The sequence below is a fragment of the Microbacterium galbum genome (assembly GCF_032464915.1).
GTDB lineage: Bacteria > Actinomycetota > Actinomycetes > Actinomycetales > Microbacteriaceae > Microbacterium > Microbacterium galbum.
This window is the reverse complement of sequence record NZ_JAWDIS010000001.1, coordinates 823,915-838,811: the sequence shown is the minus strand read 5'-3', so window position 1 is coordinate 838,811 and position 14,897 is coordinate 823,915. Positions and strand designations below refer to the sequence as shown.

Annotated in this window: 26 protein-coding genes; 24 read left to right on the top strand and 2 right to left on the bottom strand. The window is 67.1% G+C overall.

The window, feature by feature from the left end; all coding sequences use genetic code 11:
• Nucleotides 1-67: 67 nt before the first annotated feature.
• Nucleotides 68-655, top strand: coding sequence for a hypothetical protein (locus RWH45_RS04085; RefSeq protein WP_315993617.1), 588 nt, complete (start codon nt 68-70; stop codon nt 653-655).
• A 152-nt stretch (nt 656-807) separates the two neighbouring features.
• The gene (locus tag RWH45_RS04080; protein WP_315993616.1) at nt 808-1,023 is read left to right on the top strand and encodes a hypothetical protein; all 216 of its coding nucleotides are present in this window, start codon (nt 808-810) and stop codon (nt 1,021-1,023) included.
• Nucleotides 1,024-1,113: 90 nt separating this feature from the next.
• On the opposite strand, the gene lepB is transcribed toward RWH45_RS04080, so the two are convergent.
• A complete protein-coding gene (gene lepB / locus RWH45_RS04075; RefSeq protein ID WP_315993615.1) occupies nt 1,114-1,830 on the bottom strand; it encodes a signal peptidase I in 717 nt (238 codons plus the stop codon).
• Entirely contained in the window at nt 1,827-2,912 is a 1,086-nt protein-coding gene (locus RWH45_RS04070) for a PqqD family peptide modification chaperone (protein ID WP_315993614.1), read from the bottom strand. The genes lepB and RWH45_RS04070 overlap by 4 nt, the downstream gene beginning before the upstream one ends.
• Nucleotides 2,913-3,397: 485 nt before the next feature.
• Between RWH45_RS04070 and rpsJ the strand changes: the two genes are divergently transcribed.
• The 22 genes from rpsJ to RWH45_RS03960 all read left to right on the top strand — a co-directional run bounded on the left by rpsJ (nt 3,398) and on the right by RWH45_RS03960 (nt 14,897).
• Nucleotides 3,398-3,706: a 30S ribosomal protein S10 gene (gene rpsJ / locus RWH45_RS04065; RefSeq protein WP_013584016.1), complete on the top strand. Its 309-nt coding sequence runs from the start codon at nt 3,398-3,400 to the stop codon at nt 3,704-3,706.
• 8 nt (nt 3,707-3,714) lie between these two features.
• Nucleotides 3,715-4,374: a 50S ribosomal protein L3 gene (gene rplC, locus RWH45_RS04060; protein ID WP_076673698.1), complete on the top strand. Its 660-nt coding sequence runs from the start codon at nt 3,715-3,717 to the stop codon at nt 4,372-4,374.
• A 2-nt stretch (nt 4,375-4,376) separates the two neighbouring features.
• Nucleotides 4,377-5,039, top strand: coding sequence for a 50S ribosomal protein L4 (rplD, locus tag RWH45_RS04055; protein ID WP_076673700.1), 663 nt, complete (start codon nt 4,377-4,379; stop codon nt 5,037-5,039).
• Nucleotides 5,036-5,335: a 50S ribosomal protein L23 gene (rplW, locus tag RWH45_RS04050; protein WP_013584013.1), complete on the top strand. Its 300-nt coding sequence runs from the start codon at nt 5,036-5,038 to the stop codon at nt 5,333-5,335. The genes rplD and rplW overlap by 4 nt, the downstream gene beginning before the upstream one ends.
• 24 nt (nt 5,336-5,359) lie before the next feature.
• Nucleotides 5,360-6,199 (top strand): 50S ribosomal protein L2, encoded by an 840-nt coding sequence (gene rplB, locus RWH45_RS04045; protein WP_013584012.1) that lies wholly within the window; start codon nt 5,360-5,362, stop codon nt 6,197-6,199.
• A gap of 12 nt (nt 6,200-6,211) precedes the next feature.
• Entirely contained in the window at nt 6,212-6,493 is a 282-nt protein-coding gene (gene rpsS / locus RWH45_RS04040; protein ID WP_013584011.1) for a 30S ribosomal protein S19, read from the top strand.
• A 22-nt stretch (nt 6,494-6,515) separates the two neighbouring features.
• Entirely contained in the window at nt 6,516-6,914 is a 399-nt protein-coding gene (rplV, locus tag RWH45_RS04035; protein ID WP_136585944.1) for a 50S ribosomal protein L22, read from the top strand.
• The gene (gene rpsC, locus RWH45_RS04030; RefSeq protein WP_058230882.1) at nt 6,914-7,672 is read left to right on the top strand and encodes a 30S ribosomal protein S3; all 759 of its coding nucleotides are present in this window, start codon (nt 6,914-6,916) and stop codon (nt 7,670-7,672) included. The genes rplV and rpsC overlap by 1 nt, the downstream gene beginning before the upstream one ends.
• A complete protein-coding gene (gene rplP / locus RWH45_RS04025; RefSeq protein WP_013584008.1) occupies nt 7,672-8,091 on the top strand; it encodes a 50S ribosomal protein L16 in 420 nt (139 codons plus the stop codon). Before rpsC ends, rplP begins: the two co-directional genes overlap by 1 nt.
• Nucleotides 8,091-8,405, top strand: a complete 315-nt coding sequence (gene rpmC / locus RWH45_RS04020; RefSeq protein WP_058623969.1) for a 50S ribosomal protein L29 — start codon at nt 8,091-8,093, stop codon at nt 8,403-8,405. The genes rplP and rpmC overlap by 1 nt, the downstream gene beginning before the upstream one ends.
• Complete coding sequence (gene rpsQ / locus RWH45_RS04015; RefSeq protein WP_076673706.1) at nt 8,405-8,731, top strand: 30S ribosomal protein S17; 327 nt, start codon at nt 8,405-8,407, stop codon at nt 8,729-8,731. Before rpmC ends, rpsQ begins: the two co-directional genes overlap by 1 nt.
• Before the next feature lie 35 nt (nt 8,732-8,766).
• Nucleotides 8,767-9,135, top strand: coding sequence for a 50S ribosomal protein L14 (gene rplN / locus RWH45_RS04010; RefSeq protein WP_013584005.1), 369 nt, complete (start codon nt 8,767-8,769; stop codon nt 9,133-9,135).
• A 2-nt stretch (nt 9,136-9,137) separates the two neighbouring features.
• Complete coding sequence (gene rplX, locus RWH45_RS04005) at nt 9,138-9,497, top strand: 50S ribosomal protein L24 (RefSeq protein ID WP_076673708.1); 360 nt, start codon at nt 9,138-9,140, stop codon at nt 9,495-9,497.
• 2 nt (nt 9,498-9,499) lie between these two features.
• Complete coding sequence (rplE, locus tag RWH45_RS04000; protein ID WP_315993613.1) at nt 9,500-10,090, top strand: 50S ribosomal protein L5; 591 nt, start codon at nt 9,500-9,502, stop codon at nt 10,088-10,090.
• Nucleotides 10,091-10,182: 92 nt separating this feature from the next.
• On the top strand, nt 10,183-10,581 hold the full coding sequence (gene rpsH / locus RWH45_RS03995; protein WP_013584002.1) for a 30S ribosomal protein S8: 399 nt from the start codon (nt 10,183-10,185) through the stop codon (nt 10,579-10,581).
• A 6-nt stretch (nt 10,582-10,587) separates the two neighbouring features.
• On the top strand, nt 10,588-11,124 hold the full coding sequence (rplF, locus tag RWH45_RS03990; protein WP_136585941.1) for a 50S ribosomal protein L6: 537 nt from the start codon (nt 10,588-10,590) through the stop codon (nt 11,122-11,124).
• A gap of 2 nt (nt 11,125-11,126) precedes the next feature.
• A complete protein-coding gene (gene rplR, locus RWH45_RS03985; protein ID WP_043361012.1) occupies nt 11,127-11,486 on the top strand; it encodes a 50S ribosomal protein L18 in 360 nt (119 codons plus the stop codon).
• Entirely contained in the window at nt 11,483-12,163 is a 681-nt protein-coding gene (gene rpsE, locus RWH45_RS03980) for a 30S ribosomal protein S5 (protein ID WP_055959318.1), read from the top strand. Before rplR ends, rpsE begins: the two co-directional genes overlap by 4 nt.
• Nucleotides 12,163-12,348, top strand: a complete 186-nt coding sequence (rpmD, locus tag RWH45_RS03975; protein WP_013583998.1) for a 50S ribosomal protein L30 — start codon at nt 12,163-12,165, stop codon at nt 12,346-12,348. The genes rpsE and rpmD overlap by 1 nt, the downstream gene beginning before the upstream one ends.
• Nucleotides 12,348-12,881, top strand: coding sequence for a 50S ribosomal protein L15 (gene rplO, locus RWH45_RS03970; RefSeq protein ID WP_264629984.1), 534 nt, complete (start codon nt 12,348-12,350; stop codon nt 12,879-12,881). Before rpmD ends, rplO begins: the two co-directional genes overlap by 1 nt.
• A gap of 109 nt (nt 12,882-12,990) precedes the next feature.
• Complete coding sequence (gene secY, locus RWH45_RS03965) at nt 12,991-14,313, top strand: preprotein translocase subunit SecY (RefSeq protein ID WP_315993612.1); 1,323 nt, start codon at nt 12,991-12,993, stop codon at nt 14,311-14,313.
• Nucleotides 14,310-14,897, top strand: coding sequence for an adenylate kinase (locus RWH45_RS03960; RefSeq protein ID WP_315993611.1), 588 nt, complete (start codon nt 14,310-14,312; stop codon nt 14,895-14,897). The genes secY and RWH45_RS03960 overlap by 4 nt, the downstream gene beginning before the upstream one ends.

Genomic DNA, 14,897 nt, shown 5'->3' with positions numbered 1-14,897 from the left:
CGTGTTGTCACCTCGTTCTTCACCCGATGACGGACGAGACATCCGATCGAACCCCTGGGGGGCACACATGAGCACCGAGAACTCCGAGACCGCCACCGGCTCCGTCAGCCGTCGCGCCGTCATCAAGACCGCCGCGTGGGCCGCGCCCGTCATCGCCGTGGCCGTCGCCGCGCCGCTGGCCTCCGCCAGCACGACCGGACCGCAGCCTGTGCCGTCGGGGTCCGCGAGCACGCTCGACGGTGGCACGTCGATCTCCACCTACCGTGGCGGCAACCCGAACGAGATCCGTATCAACCAGTCGACCTCGGGCTTCGGGTTCTTCATCTACGACGGAAACGGCGACGAGTATCCGGCCGGTTCCTACTACGCGTCGGCGCCCACGATCACGGTGAAGTGGTCGGGATCGGGCGACTACACCCCGATCCTCCAGAACCTGCGCGGCTGGACCCAGTCCGGCGGTACGGTCGCGTCTGGGACGTCGGGCAGCATCACGTTCTCGTACTCCGGCCAGCTGCTCAACGGCTCGGCGAACCGCGTTCCGGCTCCGTACGTCATCCTCCGCCCGACCTCGGGAAACACTCTGCCGCCGACGCGCGCCGTCGTCGAGGCCTCGGCCGTCAACTTCGAGACGATCGACAGCGGCGTCACCATCTGATCCACCGGTGACACGAGGGCGTCGCGCACACCGCGCGGCGCCCTTCGTCGTCCGTGCGCGTCAACGTCTTCCCCGCGATGACCACGCGCGCCACAATGAGCGGTGAATCGACCCGGCGTTCCGGCCGGATCGACCGAGTGAGGGGGAACGCCATGGGCGTCGACGACATCATCAACAAGGGCAAGAAGCTCCTCGACGAGAACCGCGACAAGATCGAAGAGGCGCTCAAGAGCGAGAAGGCCGAAGAGGTCAGCGACAAGATCCTCGACGGCGCCGCCGACGCGATCAAGAAGGTCGTGCCGGCCGAGCAGCACACAAAGGTCGACGAGGTCCGTCAGAACGTCGACAAGCACATCGGCAACGCCTGACACCAATTCGCGCCGGCGCCGTTCCCACCTCGGGGGCGGCGCCGTCGTCGTATGGACGCCGCAGACGGGGGAGCGGCGGCCCGCCCGCCGTCAGTCCAGTGGGCCGAACGCGCGGTCGAGGGGCCACACGATCGCGCGTACCTCGCCGATCATGTCCGCGCGGTCGACGAAGCGTGCGCAGTCCGTGGATGCCGGGGCTCCTCGGCATCCGACGACCGAGTCGGCCGAGTTCGCCCGGTTGTCGCCCATCACGAGGTAGTGGCCCTCGGGAACGTCGATGGGACCGAAGCATCGCGAGGACGTGGGGGCGCTCTCGCAGTCGAGCTGTCCAGCGATGAAGGGCAGGTCGTTGCGAACGTAGTCCTCGTCGAGCGCGACCTCGTCGACCTCGACCTGCCCCTCAGTGCTGCAGCACCGCACCGTCGACCCCGGGGTCCCCACGACGCGCTTCACGAGCGCATCGAGGTTGCTCGGACCGAATCCGACGAGGTCGCCGACCCACCCCGCCGCCGTCCGCAGCGCTCCGCGCGGCGCGGCATCCGTCTTCCACCCGTCCGGGCGCGAGAAGACGACGACGTCGCCCTGCGCAGGGTCGGACACGGCGAGCGAGATCCGGTCGGCCACGATGCGGTCGCCGGTCTCGAGCGTGGGCGACATCGACTCCGACGGCACCTGGAACGGCTTGACCAGGAACAGCTGTACGAGGGCCAGCACGATGAACGCCGCGATCACGTGGGTCACGGGCGACCGGCGCACCCGTCGCCATCCGCGCGCACGCGGCACCGGGGGAGAGGTCCGGTCGGTCATGCGGCCTCGATGAACCCGCGTGTGCGCAGCTCGTCGAGAGTGGAACGGATCACCGCCGACGCGCTCCCCTCCGCCGGCTCGCCGAACTCCGCCTCCGCCGCCTCGGCGATCGCCTCCTCGGACGCCCCCGCGAGACACAGCGTCCACACGAGGCGTCCGAGCTGCTCGAGCGCCGTCACCACACCGTCGCGGAGGATGCACGCGCGGCCGTCCACGAGGATCGCGTCGTCGTACGCGGTGGCCCGCCACGGACCCACGGAGTCCGTGCGGCGGGGGAGCGTCCAGGCTTGGGCGCGCGGCGGGGGCGCATCGAACATCTGCTGCACGAGGGCCGGGAGCTCGGTGGCATCCCGGTAGATCAACCGGGTGGGGGCGCCGATCGTGTCGAACAGTCGCGCCAGCCGCTGCAACGGGGCCGGCATCTCCGGCAGATAGCTGATCTGCGGGGTCAACTCGCAGACGGCGTCGATGAGGTCGACGACTTCGGGGCCGACCGTCGGGGACCCGGGTCGGCGGTCGATGAGCGTGAGCCCGACGAGCCGGAGCGGCACAGCGGGCAGACCCTTCAGCCCGAAGTGGCTGGGCGCGATCTGCTCCTTGTGGACGAGCCCCTCGGTGATGACCGAGAGCGGCTTGCGATAGGGGCTCACCGCGAGGTCGTCGGCGACGGCCACGGTCTCGTCGCTCACGTAGCTGAAGTGCCGTCCCAGATGACGGGATGCCGTGGTCTTGCCGCGACCGGAGGGTCCCACCAGCGCGATCGTGCGGCCGTCCTCGGTGGCCACCCCGGCAGCGTGCAGGAGCAGCCGCGTGCCGCGGAGGGCGTCGAGCGCCTCCAGCGTGACGAGGGTGGAGAGGTTCGAGAGCCCGCCGTCGGGGTCGACGAACGCGTCGGGGTGGAGCTCCAGCACGCGACGACCGCGGGTGTCCTCGGCCCCGACGCGGCAATCGCGCCACGCCTCCAGGATGCGGGAGCGCATCCGATCCGGCAGGGGGGCGTCGGTGCGCATGTCGACGACGACGCCCATCGCGTCGACGGTGCATACGGTCGCGGGTGCAGACCCGTCGTCAGCAGGACTCATCCGTGCCTTCCTGTCCGGCCGGAGACGCGCGATGGTCGTTGTGATCGCCCCCCAGGCGCGACCATCCTATGGCGCAGCTCCGCCGGTTCGGGATGGGTTCGAAGGGTGATCCTGAGCATCCGCCGCACGCGACACGCCCGGGTTTGCGACACGTGCCGGGGGTCCGTAGACTAGTCCAGTTCCACATTCCGGCGTGCGCTTGGCGCGCGCCAGGATCACTGTCTCGGCAGTGCACAGGCGGCGCGGAAGCGCAGGGTCCTGGGCCGCGGGCAGCAGAACACCACACCGAACCCCTCATCCTTCACGGGATTCGCATGCGTGCGTGCGCGGGGCGGGCCGGAGGCCACAACGTGGCATCCGGTTTGACAGCTGAACAGCGGTGCAGCATCTCTCGCGTGAGCGAGGGGAAGTGCCAGGGTGCGTCAGCACCACCGTGCGTCCAATGCCCCAGGTCGGGTAAGACGCTGAAAGAGAGAGAGCAGACAATGGCGGGACAGAAGATCCGCATTCGCCTGAAGTCGTACGACCACGCCGGGCTCGACTCGTCGGCGCGCAAGATCGTCGACACCGTGACCCGTGCCGGCGCCACCGTGGTGGGCCCGGTTCCCCTTCCGACCGAGAAGAACGTCGTGTGCGTCATCCGGTCGCCCCACAAGTACAAGGACAGCCGCGAGCACTTCGAGATGCGCACCCACAAGCGCCTCATCGACATCATCGACCCGACGCCCAAGGCCGTCGATTCGCTGATGCGCCTCGACCTCCCGGCCGATGTCAACATCGAGATCAAGCTCTGAGGTTCGACATGGCTGACATCAACTCCAAGATCTCCAAGGGCCTCCTCGGCACCAAGCTCGGTATGACCCAGGTGTGGGACGAGAACGGCAAGCTCGTTCCCGTCACCGTCATCGAGGTCGCCCCGAACGTCGTGACCCAGCTGCGCTCGCTCGAGAAGGACGGCTACAACGCCGTTCAGATCGGCTACGGCCAGATCGACCCCCGCAAGGTGAACAAGCCCCTCACGGCTCACTTCGACGCCGCCGGTGTCACCCCGCGCCGCCACCTCACCGAGGTGCGCACCGCGGATGCCGCCGACTACTCGCTGGGCCAGGAGCTCACCGTCGACGGTCTCTTCGAGGCCGGCCAGCTGGTCGACGTCGTCGGCACCAGCAAGGGCAAGGGCACCGCCGGTGTCATGAAGCGTCACAACTTCAAGGGTGTCTCCGCATCGCACGGTGCGCACCGCAACCACCGCAAGCCCGGTTCGATCGGCGCCTCGTCGACCCCGAGCCGCGTCTTCAAGGGCATGCGCATGGCCGGCCGTATGGGTGGCGAGCGCGTGACCGTCCTCAACCTCACGGTGCACGCCGTCGACGCCGAGAAGGGCCTGATGCTCGTCAAGGGCGCCGTCCCCGGTGCTCGTGGCCGCATCGTCTACGTCCGCAACGCAGTGAAGGGTGCCTGATCATGGCTGACTCGACTCTCGCGCTCGACGTCGTGAAGGCCGACGGCAACAAGGCCGGCTCTGTCGAGCTGCCCGCCGCGCTCTTCGACGTCAAGACGAACATCCCCCTCATCCACCAGGTCGTCGTGGCGCAGCGCGCCGCGGCTCGCCAGGGCACGCACTCGACCAAGCGTCGTGGCGAGGTCTCGGGTGCCGGCCGCAAGCCCTTCAAGCAGAAGGGCACGGGTAACGCCCGTCAGGGCTCGATCCGCGCGCCGCACATGACCGGTGGTGGCATCGTCCACGGGCCCAAGCCCCGCGACTACAGCCAGCGCACCCCCAAGAAGATGATCGCCGCCGCCCTCCTGGGTGCGCTCAGCGACCGTGCTCGTGGGCAGCGCCTCCACATCGTCGACAGCTTCGCCATCGAGGGTGCGCCCTCGACCAAGGCCGCCGCTGCCGCGCTGAAGGCCTTCGGTGCCGTCAAGAACGTCCTGGTGGTCATCGACCGCGACGACGAGCTGACGATCAAGAGCGTGCGCAACCTCGCGTACGTCCACGTGCTGACCGTCGGCCAGCTCAACACGTACGACGTGCTCGTCTCCGACGACATCGTCTTCACCAAGGCCGCCTACGACGCGTTCGTCGCGTCGAAGAGCGCTGCCACCGAGGAGGTCTCGGCATGACCACCGTCAACAAGGACCCGCGCGACATCATCCTGAAGCCGGTCGTCTCCGAGAAGAGCTACTCGCTCATCGACGAGGGCAAGTACACCTTCCTGGTGGACCCCCGTTCGTCGAAGACCGAGATCAAGCTCGCGATCGAGAAGATCTTCGGCGTCAAGGTCGCTTCGGTGAACACGCTGAACCGTCAGGGCAAGGCCCGTCGGACCCGCTTCGGCATCGGCAAGCGCAAGGACACCAAGCGTGCCATCGTCACGCTGAAGTCCGGCACCATCGACATCTTCACGTCTGTCGGCTGACGGTCGGGATAGAGGACAAGAACAATGGCTATTCGCAAGTACAAGCCCACGACCCCCGGTCGCCGCGGCTCGTCGGTGGCCGACTTCGCCGAGATCACCCGATCGACGCCTGAGAAGTCGCTGCTGCGCCCGCTGTCGAAGACCGGTGGCCGCAACAACCAGGGCCGCATCACCACGCGTCACATCGGTGGTGGACACAAGCGTCAGTACCGTCTGATCGACTTCCGTCGTAACGACAAGGACGGCATCGACGCCAAGGTCGCTCACATCGAGTACGACCCCAACCGCACCGCGCGCATCGCGCTGCTGCACTACGCGGACGGCGAGAAGCGCTACATCCTCGCCCCCGCGAAGCTGTCGCAGGGCGACGTCGTGGAGTCGGGTGCCGGCGCTGACATCAAGCCCGGCAACAACCTGCCGCTGCGCAACATCCCCACCGGTACCGTGATCCACGCGATCGAACTGCGTCCCGGCGGCGGAGCGAAGATGGCCCGTTCGGCCGGCGCCTCGGTGCGTCTGGTCGCGAAGGACGGCCCCTACGCGCAGCTGCGTCTGCCCTCCGGCGAGATCCGCAACGTCGACGTGCGCTGCCGCGCCACGATCGGCGAGGTCGGCAACGCCGAGCAGTCGAACATCAACTGGGGCAAGGCCGGCCGCATGCGCTGGAAGGGCGTCCGCCCGACCGTGCGTGGTGTCGCCATGAACCCGGTCGACCACCCGCACGGTGGTGGTGAGGGTAAGACCTCCGGTGGTCGTCACCCTGTTTCGCCGTGGGGTAAGGCCGAGGGCCGCACCCGCCACGCGAACAAGGAAAGCGACAAGCTGATCGTCCGCCGTCGCACCGCCGGCAAGAAGCGCAAGTAGGAGTAGAGGAAGATGCCTCGCAGCCTTAAGAAGGGCCCCTTCGTCGACGAGCACCTGCTTCGCAAGGTCGTCTCGCAGAACGAAGCCGGTTCCAAGAACGTCATCAAGACCTGGTCGCGCCGTTCGATGATCATCCCCGCCATGCTGGGACACACCATCGCCGTGCACGACGGTCGCAAGCACATCCCCGTGTTCGTGACCGAGACCATGGTCGGCCACAAGCTGGGCGAGTTCTCGCCCACCCGCACCTTCCGCGGCCACGTGAAGGACGACAAGAAGGGCCGTCGCCGCTAAGGCGACCGAGGAGGAGAGAGAAATGGTGGAGTCCATCGCACGTGTGCGACACATCCGCGTGACCCCTCAGAAGGCTCGTCGTGTCGTCGCGCTCATCAAGGGCAAGCAGGCCGAAGAGGCCCTCGCGATCCTGAAGTTCGCGCCGCAGGGCGCGAGCGAGCCGATCTACAAGCTCGTCGCCTCGGCGATCGCGAACGCTCGCGTCACCGCCGACAAGACGAACGAATACCTGGATGACGCCGACCTGTACGTGAAGAACGCGTACGTCGACGAGGGCACGACGCTCAAGCGTTTCCAGCCCCGCGCTCAGGGTCGCGCCTTCCAGATCAAGAAGCGCACGAGCCACATCACGGTCGTGCTCGCGACGCCCGAGGCCGCTGAGGCAGCCCCGGCTCGCGCCAACAAGAAGGCGAGCAAGTAATGGGACAGAAGGTCAACCCGTACGGCTTCCGCCTCGGCATCACCACCGACCACGTGTCGCGGTGGTTCTCGGACTCGACGAAGCCCGGTCAGCGTTACGCCGACTACCTCGCCGAGGACATCAAGATCCGTCGCCTGCTGACCACGTCGCTCGACCGCGCCGGTGTCAGCAACATCGAGATCGAGCGCACGCGTGACCGCGTCCGCGTCGACATCCACACCGCCCGTCCGGGCATCGTGATCGGTCGCCGCGGCGCCGAGGCCGAGCGCATCCGCGCCGACCTCGAGAAGCTCACCGGCAAGCAGATCCAGCTGAACATCCTCGAGGTCAAGAACCCCGAGGCCGACGCTCAGCTCGTCGCGCAGGGTGTCGCCGAGCAGCTGTCTGCTCGTGTGGCGTTCCGTCGCGCGATGCGCAAGGGTCTGCAGGGCGCTCAGCGCGCCGGCGCCAAGGGTGTCCGCATCCAGGTGTCGGGCCGCCTCGGCGGCGCCGAGATGAGCCGCTCCGAGTTCTACCGCGAAGGCCGTGTGCCCCTGCACACCCTGCGCGCGAACATCGACTACGGCTTCTACGAGGCCAAGACGACCTTCGGCCGCATCGGCGTGAAGGTCTGGATCTACAAGGGCGACCTCACCAACAAGGAGCTCGCCCGCGAGCAGGCCAACGCGCCCAAGTCGCGCGGTCGTGACGACCGCGGTGGCGACCGTCGTCGTGGCCCGCGCAACGAGGCCCCCGTGGCAGAAGGAGCGTCGGCGTAATGCTCATCCCCCGCAAGGTCAAGTACCGCAAGCAGCACCACCCCGGTCGCTCGGGTCAGGCCACCGGTGGCACCACGGTGTCGTTCGGTGAGTTCGGCATCCAGGCGCTGACCCCCGCGTACGTGACGAACCGTCAGATCGAGTCCGCTCGTATCGCCATGACGCGTCACATCAAGCGTGGTGGAAAGGTGTGGATCAACATCTACCCCGACCGTCCGCTGACCAAGAAGCCGGCCGAAACCCGCATGGGTTCCGGTAAGGGTTCCCCCGAGTGGTGGGTCGCCAACGTCAAGCCGGGTCGCGTCCTCTTCGAGGTCGCGGGTGTCAACGAGGAACTCGCTCGTGAAGCACTCACCCGTGCCATCCACAAGCTGCCGCTGAAGGCACGCATCATCAAGCGCGAGGAGGGCGACGCGTAATGGCGATCGGCACCAAGCAGCTCGCTCCGAGCGAGCTCGACACGTTCGAAGACCAGCGCCTCGTCGAGGAGCTGCGCAAGGCCAAGGAAGAGCTGTTCAACCTGCGCTTCCAGTCGGCCACCGGCCAGCTCGAGAGCCACGGTCGCATCCGTGCAGTCAAGCGCGACATCGCGCGTCTGTACACCGTGATCCGTGAGCGCGAGCTCGGCATCCGCGCCACCCCGGCTCCGGTCGAGGCTCCGGCGAAGGCGAAGAAGAGCAAGGCGAAGAAGGCGGATGCCGCTGACGACGCCGCGAAGGAAGAGGCGGAGTAATGGCTACCGCGAAGAAGGCCGAGGCGCAGGTCGCCGGTCACGAGCACGCCGAGAACGATGTTCGCGACGAGAACGCCCGCGGTTACCGCAAGGCGCGTCGTGGCTACGTCGTCAGCGACAAGATGGACAAGACGATCGTCGTCGAGGTCGAGGACCGCGTGAAGCACCCGCTCTACGGCAAGGTCATCCGCCGCACCTCCAAGGTCAAGGCGCACGACGAGACCAACTCGGCGGGCATCGGCGACCTGGTCGTCATCAACGAGACCCGTCCGCTCAGCGCCACCAAGCGCTGGCGCCTGGTCGAGATCCTCGAGAAGGCCAAGTAAGCCTCGCGGCTTGCTTGGAACCCAAGGAGTAAAAAGTGATTCAGAACGAATCCCGGCTGAAGGTCGCCGACAACACCGGCGCCAAGGAGCTGCTCACCATCCGCGTGCTCGGCGGCTCCAACCGCCGCTACGCCGGCCTGGGTGACGTCATCGTCGCCACGGTCAAGGACGCGATCCCGGGTGGAAACGTCAAGAAGGGCGACGTGGTCAAGGCCGTCGTCGTCCGTGTCGTGAAGCAGACCCGCCGTCCCGACGGCTCGTACATCAAGTTCGACGAGAACGCCGCCGTGATCCTGAAGAACGACGGGGAGCCCCGCGGCACCCGTATCTTCGGACCGGTCGGTCGTGAGCTTCGCGACAAGAAGTTCATGAAGATCGTCTCGCTCGCCCCGGAGGTCATCTGATCATGGCGAAAATCAAGAAGGGCGACCTGGTTCAGGTCATCTCGGGCGCCAAGCCCGAGCGCGGCGGCGACCGCGGCAAGCAGGGCAAGGTCCTCGAGGTCCTGTCCGAGCAGAACCGCGTCATCGTCGAGGGCGTGAACTACGTCACCAAGCACAACCGCGTGGGTCAGTCCCAGCGCGGCACCAAGACCGGTGGCATCGAGACGTTCGAGGCCCCGATCCACATCTCCAACGTCGCGCTCGTCGACCCCTCGACCAAGAAGCCGACCCGTGTCGGTCACCGTGTCGAGGAGCAGGTGAAGGACGGCGTCAAGCGCACCGTCCGTGTGCGCTACGCGAAGAAGAGCGGCAAGGACCTCTGAATATGAGCACCGACACTGCCGCGGTGGCTGGCAAGATCCAGCCCCGCCTGAAGCAGAAGTACAACGCCGAGATCAAGAAGGCGCTGCAGGACGAGTTCGGCTACGAGAACGTCATGCAGATCCCCGGCCTGGTCAAGGTCGTCGTGAACACCGGTGTCGGCGAGGCTGCTCGCGACAGCAAGGTGATCGATGGTGCGGTCGACGACCTCACCAAGATCACCGGTCAGAAGCCCGTCGTCACCAAGGCCCGCAAGTCCATCGCGCAGTTCAAGCTGCGCGAGGGCCAGGCCATCGGTGCGCACGTCACCCTCCGCGGCGACCGTGCGTGGGAGTTCATCGACCGTCTCGTCAACCTCGCCCTGCCCCGCATCCGCGACTTCCGCGGTCTGTCGGCCAAGCAGTTCGACGGCAACGGCAACTACACCTTCGGTCTCCAGGAGCAGTCCGTGTTCCACGAGATCGATCAGGACCGCATCGACCGCGTGCGTGGTTTCGACATCACCATCGTCACCACCGCCAAGACCGACGACGAAGGCCGTTCGCTGCTCCGCCAGCTCGGGTTCCCCTTCCAGTCGGCCGACCAGCAGGCCTGACCCCTCGGGCCCCCGGGTTTCCGGGGGCCCGTCATCGAAGGTCGGCTGTCGCGTAACGGCAGCCGAAACCTCATGAAAGAAAGAAGCAACACATGACGATGACAGACCCGGTCGCAGACATGCTGACCCGTCTGCGCAACGCGAACTCGGCGCACCACGACTCCGTGTCGATGCCGAGCTCGAAGTTGAAGACGAACATCGCCGCCATCCTCAAGCAGGAGGGTTACATCGCCGACTGGAGCGTCGAAGACGCCCGCGTCGGCCAGACCCTCAACATGACGCTGAAGTACGGTCCGAACCGCGAGCGGTCGATCGCCGGCATCAAGCGCGTCTCCAAGCCCGGTCTTCGCGTGTACGCGAAGTCGACCGAGGTCCCCACGGTCCTCGGCGGACTCGGCGTCGCCATCCTGTCCACCTCCTCCGGTCTCCTCACCGACCGTCAGGCCGAGCAGAAGGGCGTCGGCGGGGAAGTCCTCGCCTACGTGTGGTGATCTGACATGTCGCGTATTGGACGTCTTCCCATCGACATCCCCGCCGGAGTCACCGTCTCGGTGAACGGCCGGGAGGTCAACGTCAAGGGCCCCAAGGGCGAGCTCGCGCTCACCGTTGCCCAGCCCCTCGAGGTGTCGGTCGAGGAGAACCAGGTTCTCGTCACCCGCCCCGACGATGAGCGTGAGTCGCGGTCGCTCCACGGCCTGACCCGCACCCTCATCAACAACAACATCATCGGTGTCACCCAGGGCTACTCCAAGGGCCTCGAGGTCGTCGGCACGGGTTACCGCGTGGCGCAGAAGGGCAGCTCGATCGAGTTCGCCCTCGGCTTCTCGCACCCCGTCCTGATCGACCCGCCCGCGGGCATCACCCTCACGGTCGAAGGCAACAACAAGGTCACCGTGAGCGGCATCGACAAGCAGGCCGTCGGCGAGGCCGCCGCCAACATCCGCAAGATCCGCAAGCCGGAGCCGTACAAGGGCAAGGGTGTGCGGTACGCGGGCGAGGTCGTGCGTCGCAAGGCCGGAAAGAGTGGTAAGTGACCATGGCTGTCAAGACAAAGTCTGTCGCTCGTGCTCGTCGTCACGCGCGCCTTCGCAAGAAGGTCGTCGGCACCGAGCTGCGCCCCCGTCTCGTCGTGACGCGTTCGGCGCGCCACGTGTTCGTCCAGGTCGTGGACGACAGCAAGGGCCACACCGTGGCCTCCGCCTCGACCCTCGAGACCGACCTGCGCGGTTTCGACGGTGACAAGACCGCCAAGGCCCGCAAGGTCGGCGAGCTCGTCGCCGAGCGTGCCAAGGCCGTGGGCGTCTCCGACGTCGTGTTCGACCGTGGCGGCAACCGCTACGCGGGACGCGTCGCGGCGATCGCCGACGGAGCTCGCGAAGGAGGGCTGAACCTGTGAGTGACAACAAGGAGACCGAAGTGACCGAGCAGACTGCACCGGCTGAGGGTGCGGCTGCGGCTCAGGCCCCCGCCGAGCGCGAGCGCGAGCCCCGTCGCGGTGGTCGCGAGCGCAACACCAACCAGCGCGACCGTGGTTCGCGCGACCGCAACGAGAGCCAGTTCCTCGAGCGCGTCGTCACCATCAACCGCGTGTCGAAGGTCGTCAAGGGCGGCCGTCGCTTCAGCTTCACGGCGCTCGTCGTCGTGGGTGACGGCAACGGCGTCGTGGGTGTCGGTTACGGCAAGGCCCGCGAAGTGCCCCTCGCAATCTCGAAGGGTGTCGAAGAGGCCAAGCGCAACTTCTTCCGCGTCCCCCGCTCGGGCTCGACCATCCCGCACCCCGTCCAGGGTGAGGCCGCCGCCGGTGTGGTGCTCCTGCGCCCCGCCGCCGCCGGTACCGGTGTTATCGCCGGTGGTCCCGTCCGCGCCGTCCTCGAGTGCGCCGGCATCCACGATGTCCTCTCGAAGTCGCTCGGCTCGTCGAACACGATCAACATCGTGCACGCGACCGTCGAGGCTCTGAAGGCGCTCGAGGAGCCCCGCGCCGTGGCCGCCCGCCGTGGCCTGGAGTTCGACCAGGTCGCCCCGGCCCGCCTCGTGCGAGCCGAGGCCGCCGCTCAGAAGGTAGGTGCCTGATGGCCGAGCGTCTGAAGGTCACGCAGATCAAGTCCAAGGTGAGCGAGAAGCAGAACCAGCGTGACACGCTGCGTTCGCTCGGTCTCAAGCGGATCGGCGACTCGGTCGTCCGTCCCGACGACGCGCAGACGCGCGGCTACGTCAAGACCGTCGCCCACCTCGTCAAGGTTGAGGAGATCGACTAATGGCTGCCAAGAAGGACGAGACCGCTACGGTCGACGCCCCGAAGAAGGCGACGGCCGGTAAGACGGCCGCCAAGAAGGAAGCCCCCGCGGCGCGCCCCGGCGTGCTCAAGGTCCACCACCTGCGTCCCGTCCCGGGCGCTCACACCGCGAAGACCCGTGTCGGTCGCGGTGAGGGCTCCAAGGGTAAGACGGCCGGTCGCGGTACCAAGGGAACCAAGGCCCGTTACCAGGTCAAGGTCGGCTTCGAGGGTGGGCAGATGCCGCTGCACATGCGCACCCCGAAGCTCCGCGGCTTCAAGAACCCGTTCCGCGTCGAGTACCAGGTCGTGAACCTGGAGAAGCTCGCCGAGCTCTACCCGCAGGGTGGCGACGTGACCGTCGCCGACCTCGTGGCCAAGGGCGCCGTCCGCAAGAACGAGAAGGTCAAGGTGCTCGGCACCGGCGACATCTCGGTCGCGCTGACCGTTTCGGTCGACAAGGTCTCCGGCTCCGCTGAGCAGAAGATCGTCGCCGCAGGCGGCTCCGTCAACTGACGCCCGACCCCGCAGGGGCCGGCGGCCTTACGGCCGTCGGCCCCTTCTGGGTTAGTCTGATTTGGTGTGCGCCCCGTCGCGCGCCGAGATCGTTCTGGAGGAATCTCCCTTGTTCAGCGCCATCGCGCGGGTTTTCCGCACGCCCGACCTGAGGCGGAAGATCGCCTTCACGCTGGGCATCATCGCCATCTACCGGCTGGGTGCCCACGTGCCGACGCCCTTCGTCGACTTCCCCAACGTTCAGCAGTGCCTGAACCAGTCGGGCGGCACCGAGGGCCTGCTCTCGCTGGTCAACCTGTTCTCGGGTGGCGCGCTGCTCCAGCTGTCGATCTTCGCGCTGGGTGTGATGCCGTACATCACGGCGACGATCATCGTGCAGCTGCTGCGCGTGGTGATCCCGCACTTCGAGACGCTGTACAAAGAGGGCCAGGCAGGGCAGGCCAAGCTCACCCAGTACACCCGCTACCTGACGATCGCGCTCGCGCTGCTGCAGTCGACCACGCTCGTGACCGTCGCCCGCTCGGGTCAGCTCTTCGGTTCGGCCGGCGTTCCCGAGTGCCAGCAGCTGCTCACCAACGACATCTGGTGGGCGCAGCTGCTCATGATCATCACGATGACCGCCGGTACGGGCCTGGTCATGTGGTTCGCCGAGCTCGTCACCGAGCGTGGCGTGGGCAACGGTATGTCGATCCTCATCTTCACCTCGATCGCCGCGACCTTCCCCGGTGCGATGATCTCCATCCTCAACGCCCGCGGAGTCGAGGTCTTCCTCCTCGTGCTGGCGGTGAGCATCGTCATCGTGGCGCTCGTCGTGTTCGTCGAGCAGTCGCAGCGGCGCATCCCGGTGCAGTACGCCAAGCGCATGGTCGGGCGCCGCACCTACGGCGGTACCAACACCTACATCCCGATCAAGGTGAACATGGCCGGCGTCGTGCCCGTGATCTTCGCCTCGTCGCTGCTGTACATCCCCGCGCTCATCGCGCAGTTCAACCAGCCGCAGGCGGGCCAGGAGCCGCAGCCGTGGGTGACGTGGATCTCGCAGTACCTCACGCGCGGTGACCACCCGCTCTACATGCTGATCTACTTCCTCCTGATCATCGGATTCGCCTACTTCTACGTCGCGATCACGTTCAACCCGGTCGACGTCGCCGACAACATGAAGAAGTACGGCGGATTCATCCCCGGCATCCGCGCGGGCCGCCCCACGGCGGAGTACCTGGACTACGTCCTGACCCGCATCACGCTCCCGGGCTCGATCTACCTCGGCCTCATCGCGCTGCTGCCCCTGGTGGCGCTCGCGACGGTCGGTGCCAACCAGAACTTCCCGTTCGGCGGGGCCTCGATCCTCATCATCGTGGGTGTCGGTCTCGAGACGGTGAAGCAGATCGACGCGCAACTCCAGCAGCGTCACTACGAAGGGCTGCTGCGATGACCGCGCGTCTTCTGATCGTCGGACCGCAGGGATCCGGAAAAGGAACGCAGGGTGTTCGCGTCGGCGAAGCCCTGGGCATCCCCGTCGTCTCCACCGGCGACGTCTTCCGTGCCAACGTCAAAGACGGCACCGAGCTCGGCCTCCAGGTGAAGTCGATCATCGACGCCGGTGATCTGGTCCCCGATGAGCTCACGAGCGCGGTCGTGCGCGACCGCCTTGCGCAACAGGATGCCGCCGAGGGATTCCTCCTCGACGGATACCCGCGCAACCTCGCGCAGGTGCTGCACCTCGATGAGTTCCTGGAAGGGCGTGACGAGGCGCTCGACGCGGTCATCGCGCTCGTGGTCCCCCGCGAGGAGTCGTTGTCGCGCCTGACCGCGCGCGCGGCGGAGCAGGGGCGAGCAGACGACACCGAAGAAGCCATCGCGACGCGACTGGGGATCTACGAGCGGGAGACCGCCCCGATCCTCGACGTCTACGGCACGCGCGGCATCGTCGACGAGATCGACGGTGTCGGCAGCCTCGACGAGGTCACGGTTCGTATCTTCGCGGCGCTCGACGCGCGCGGCATCTCGGCTCGCTGA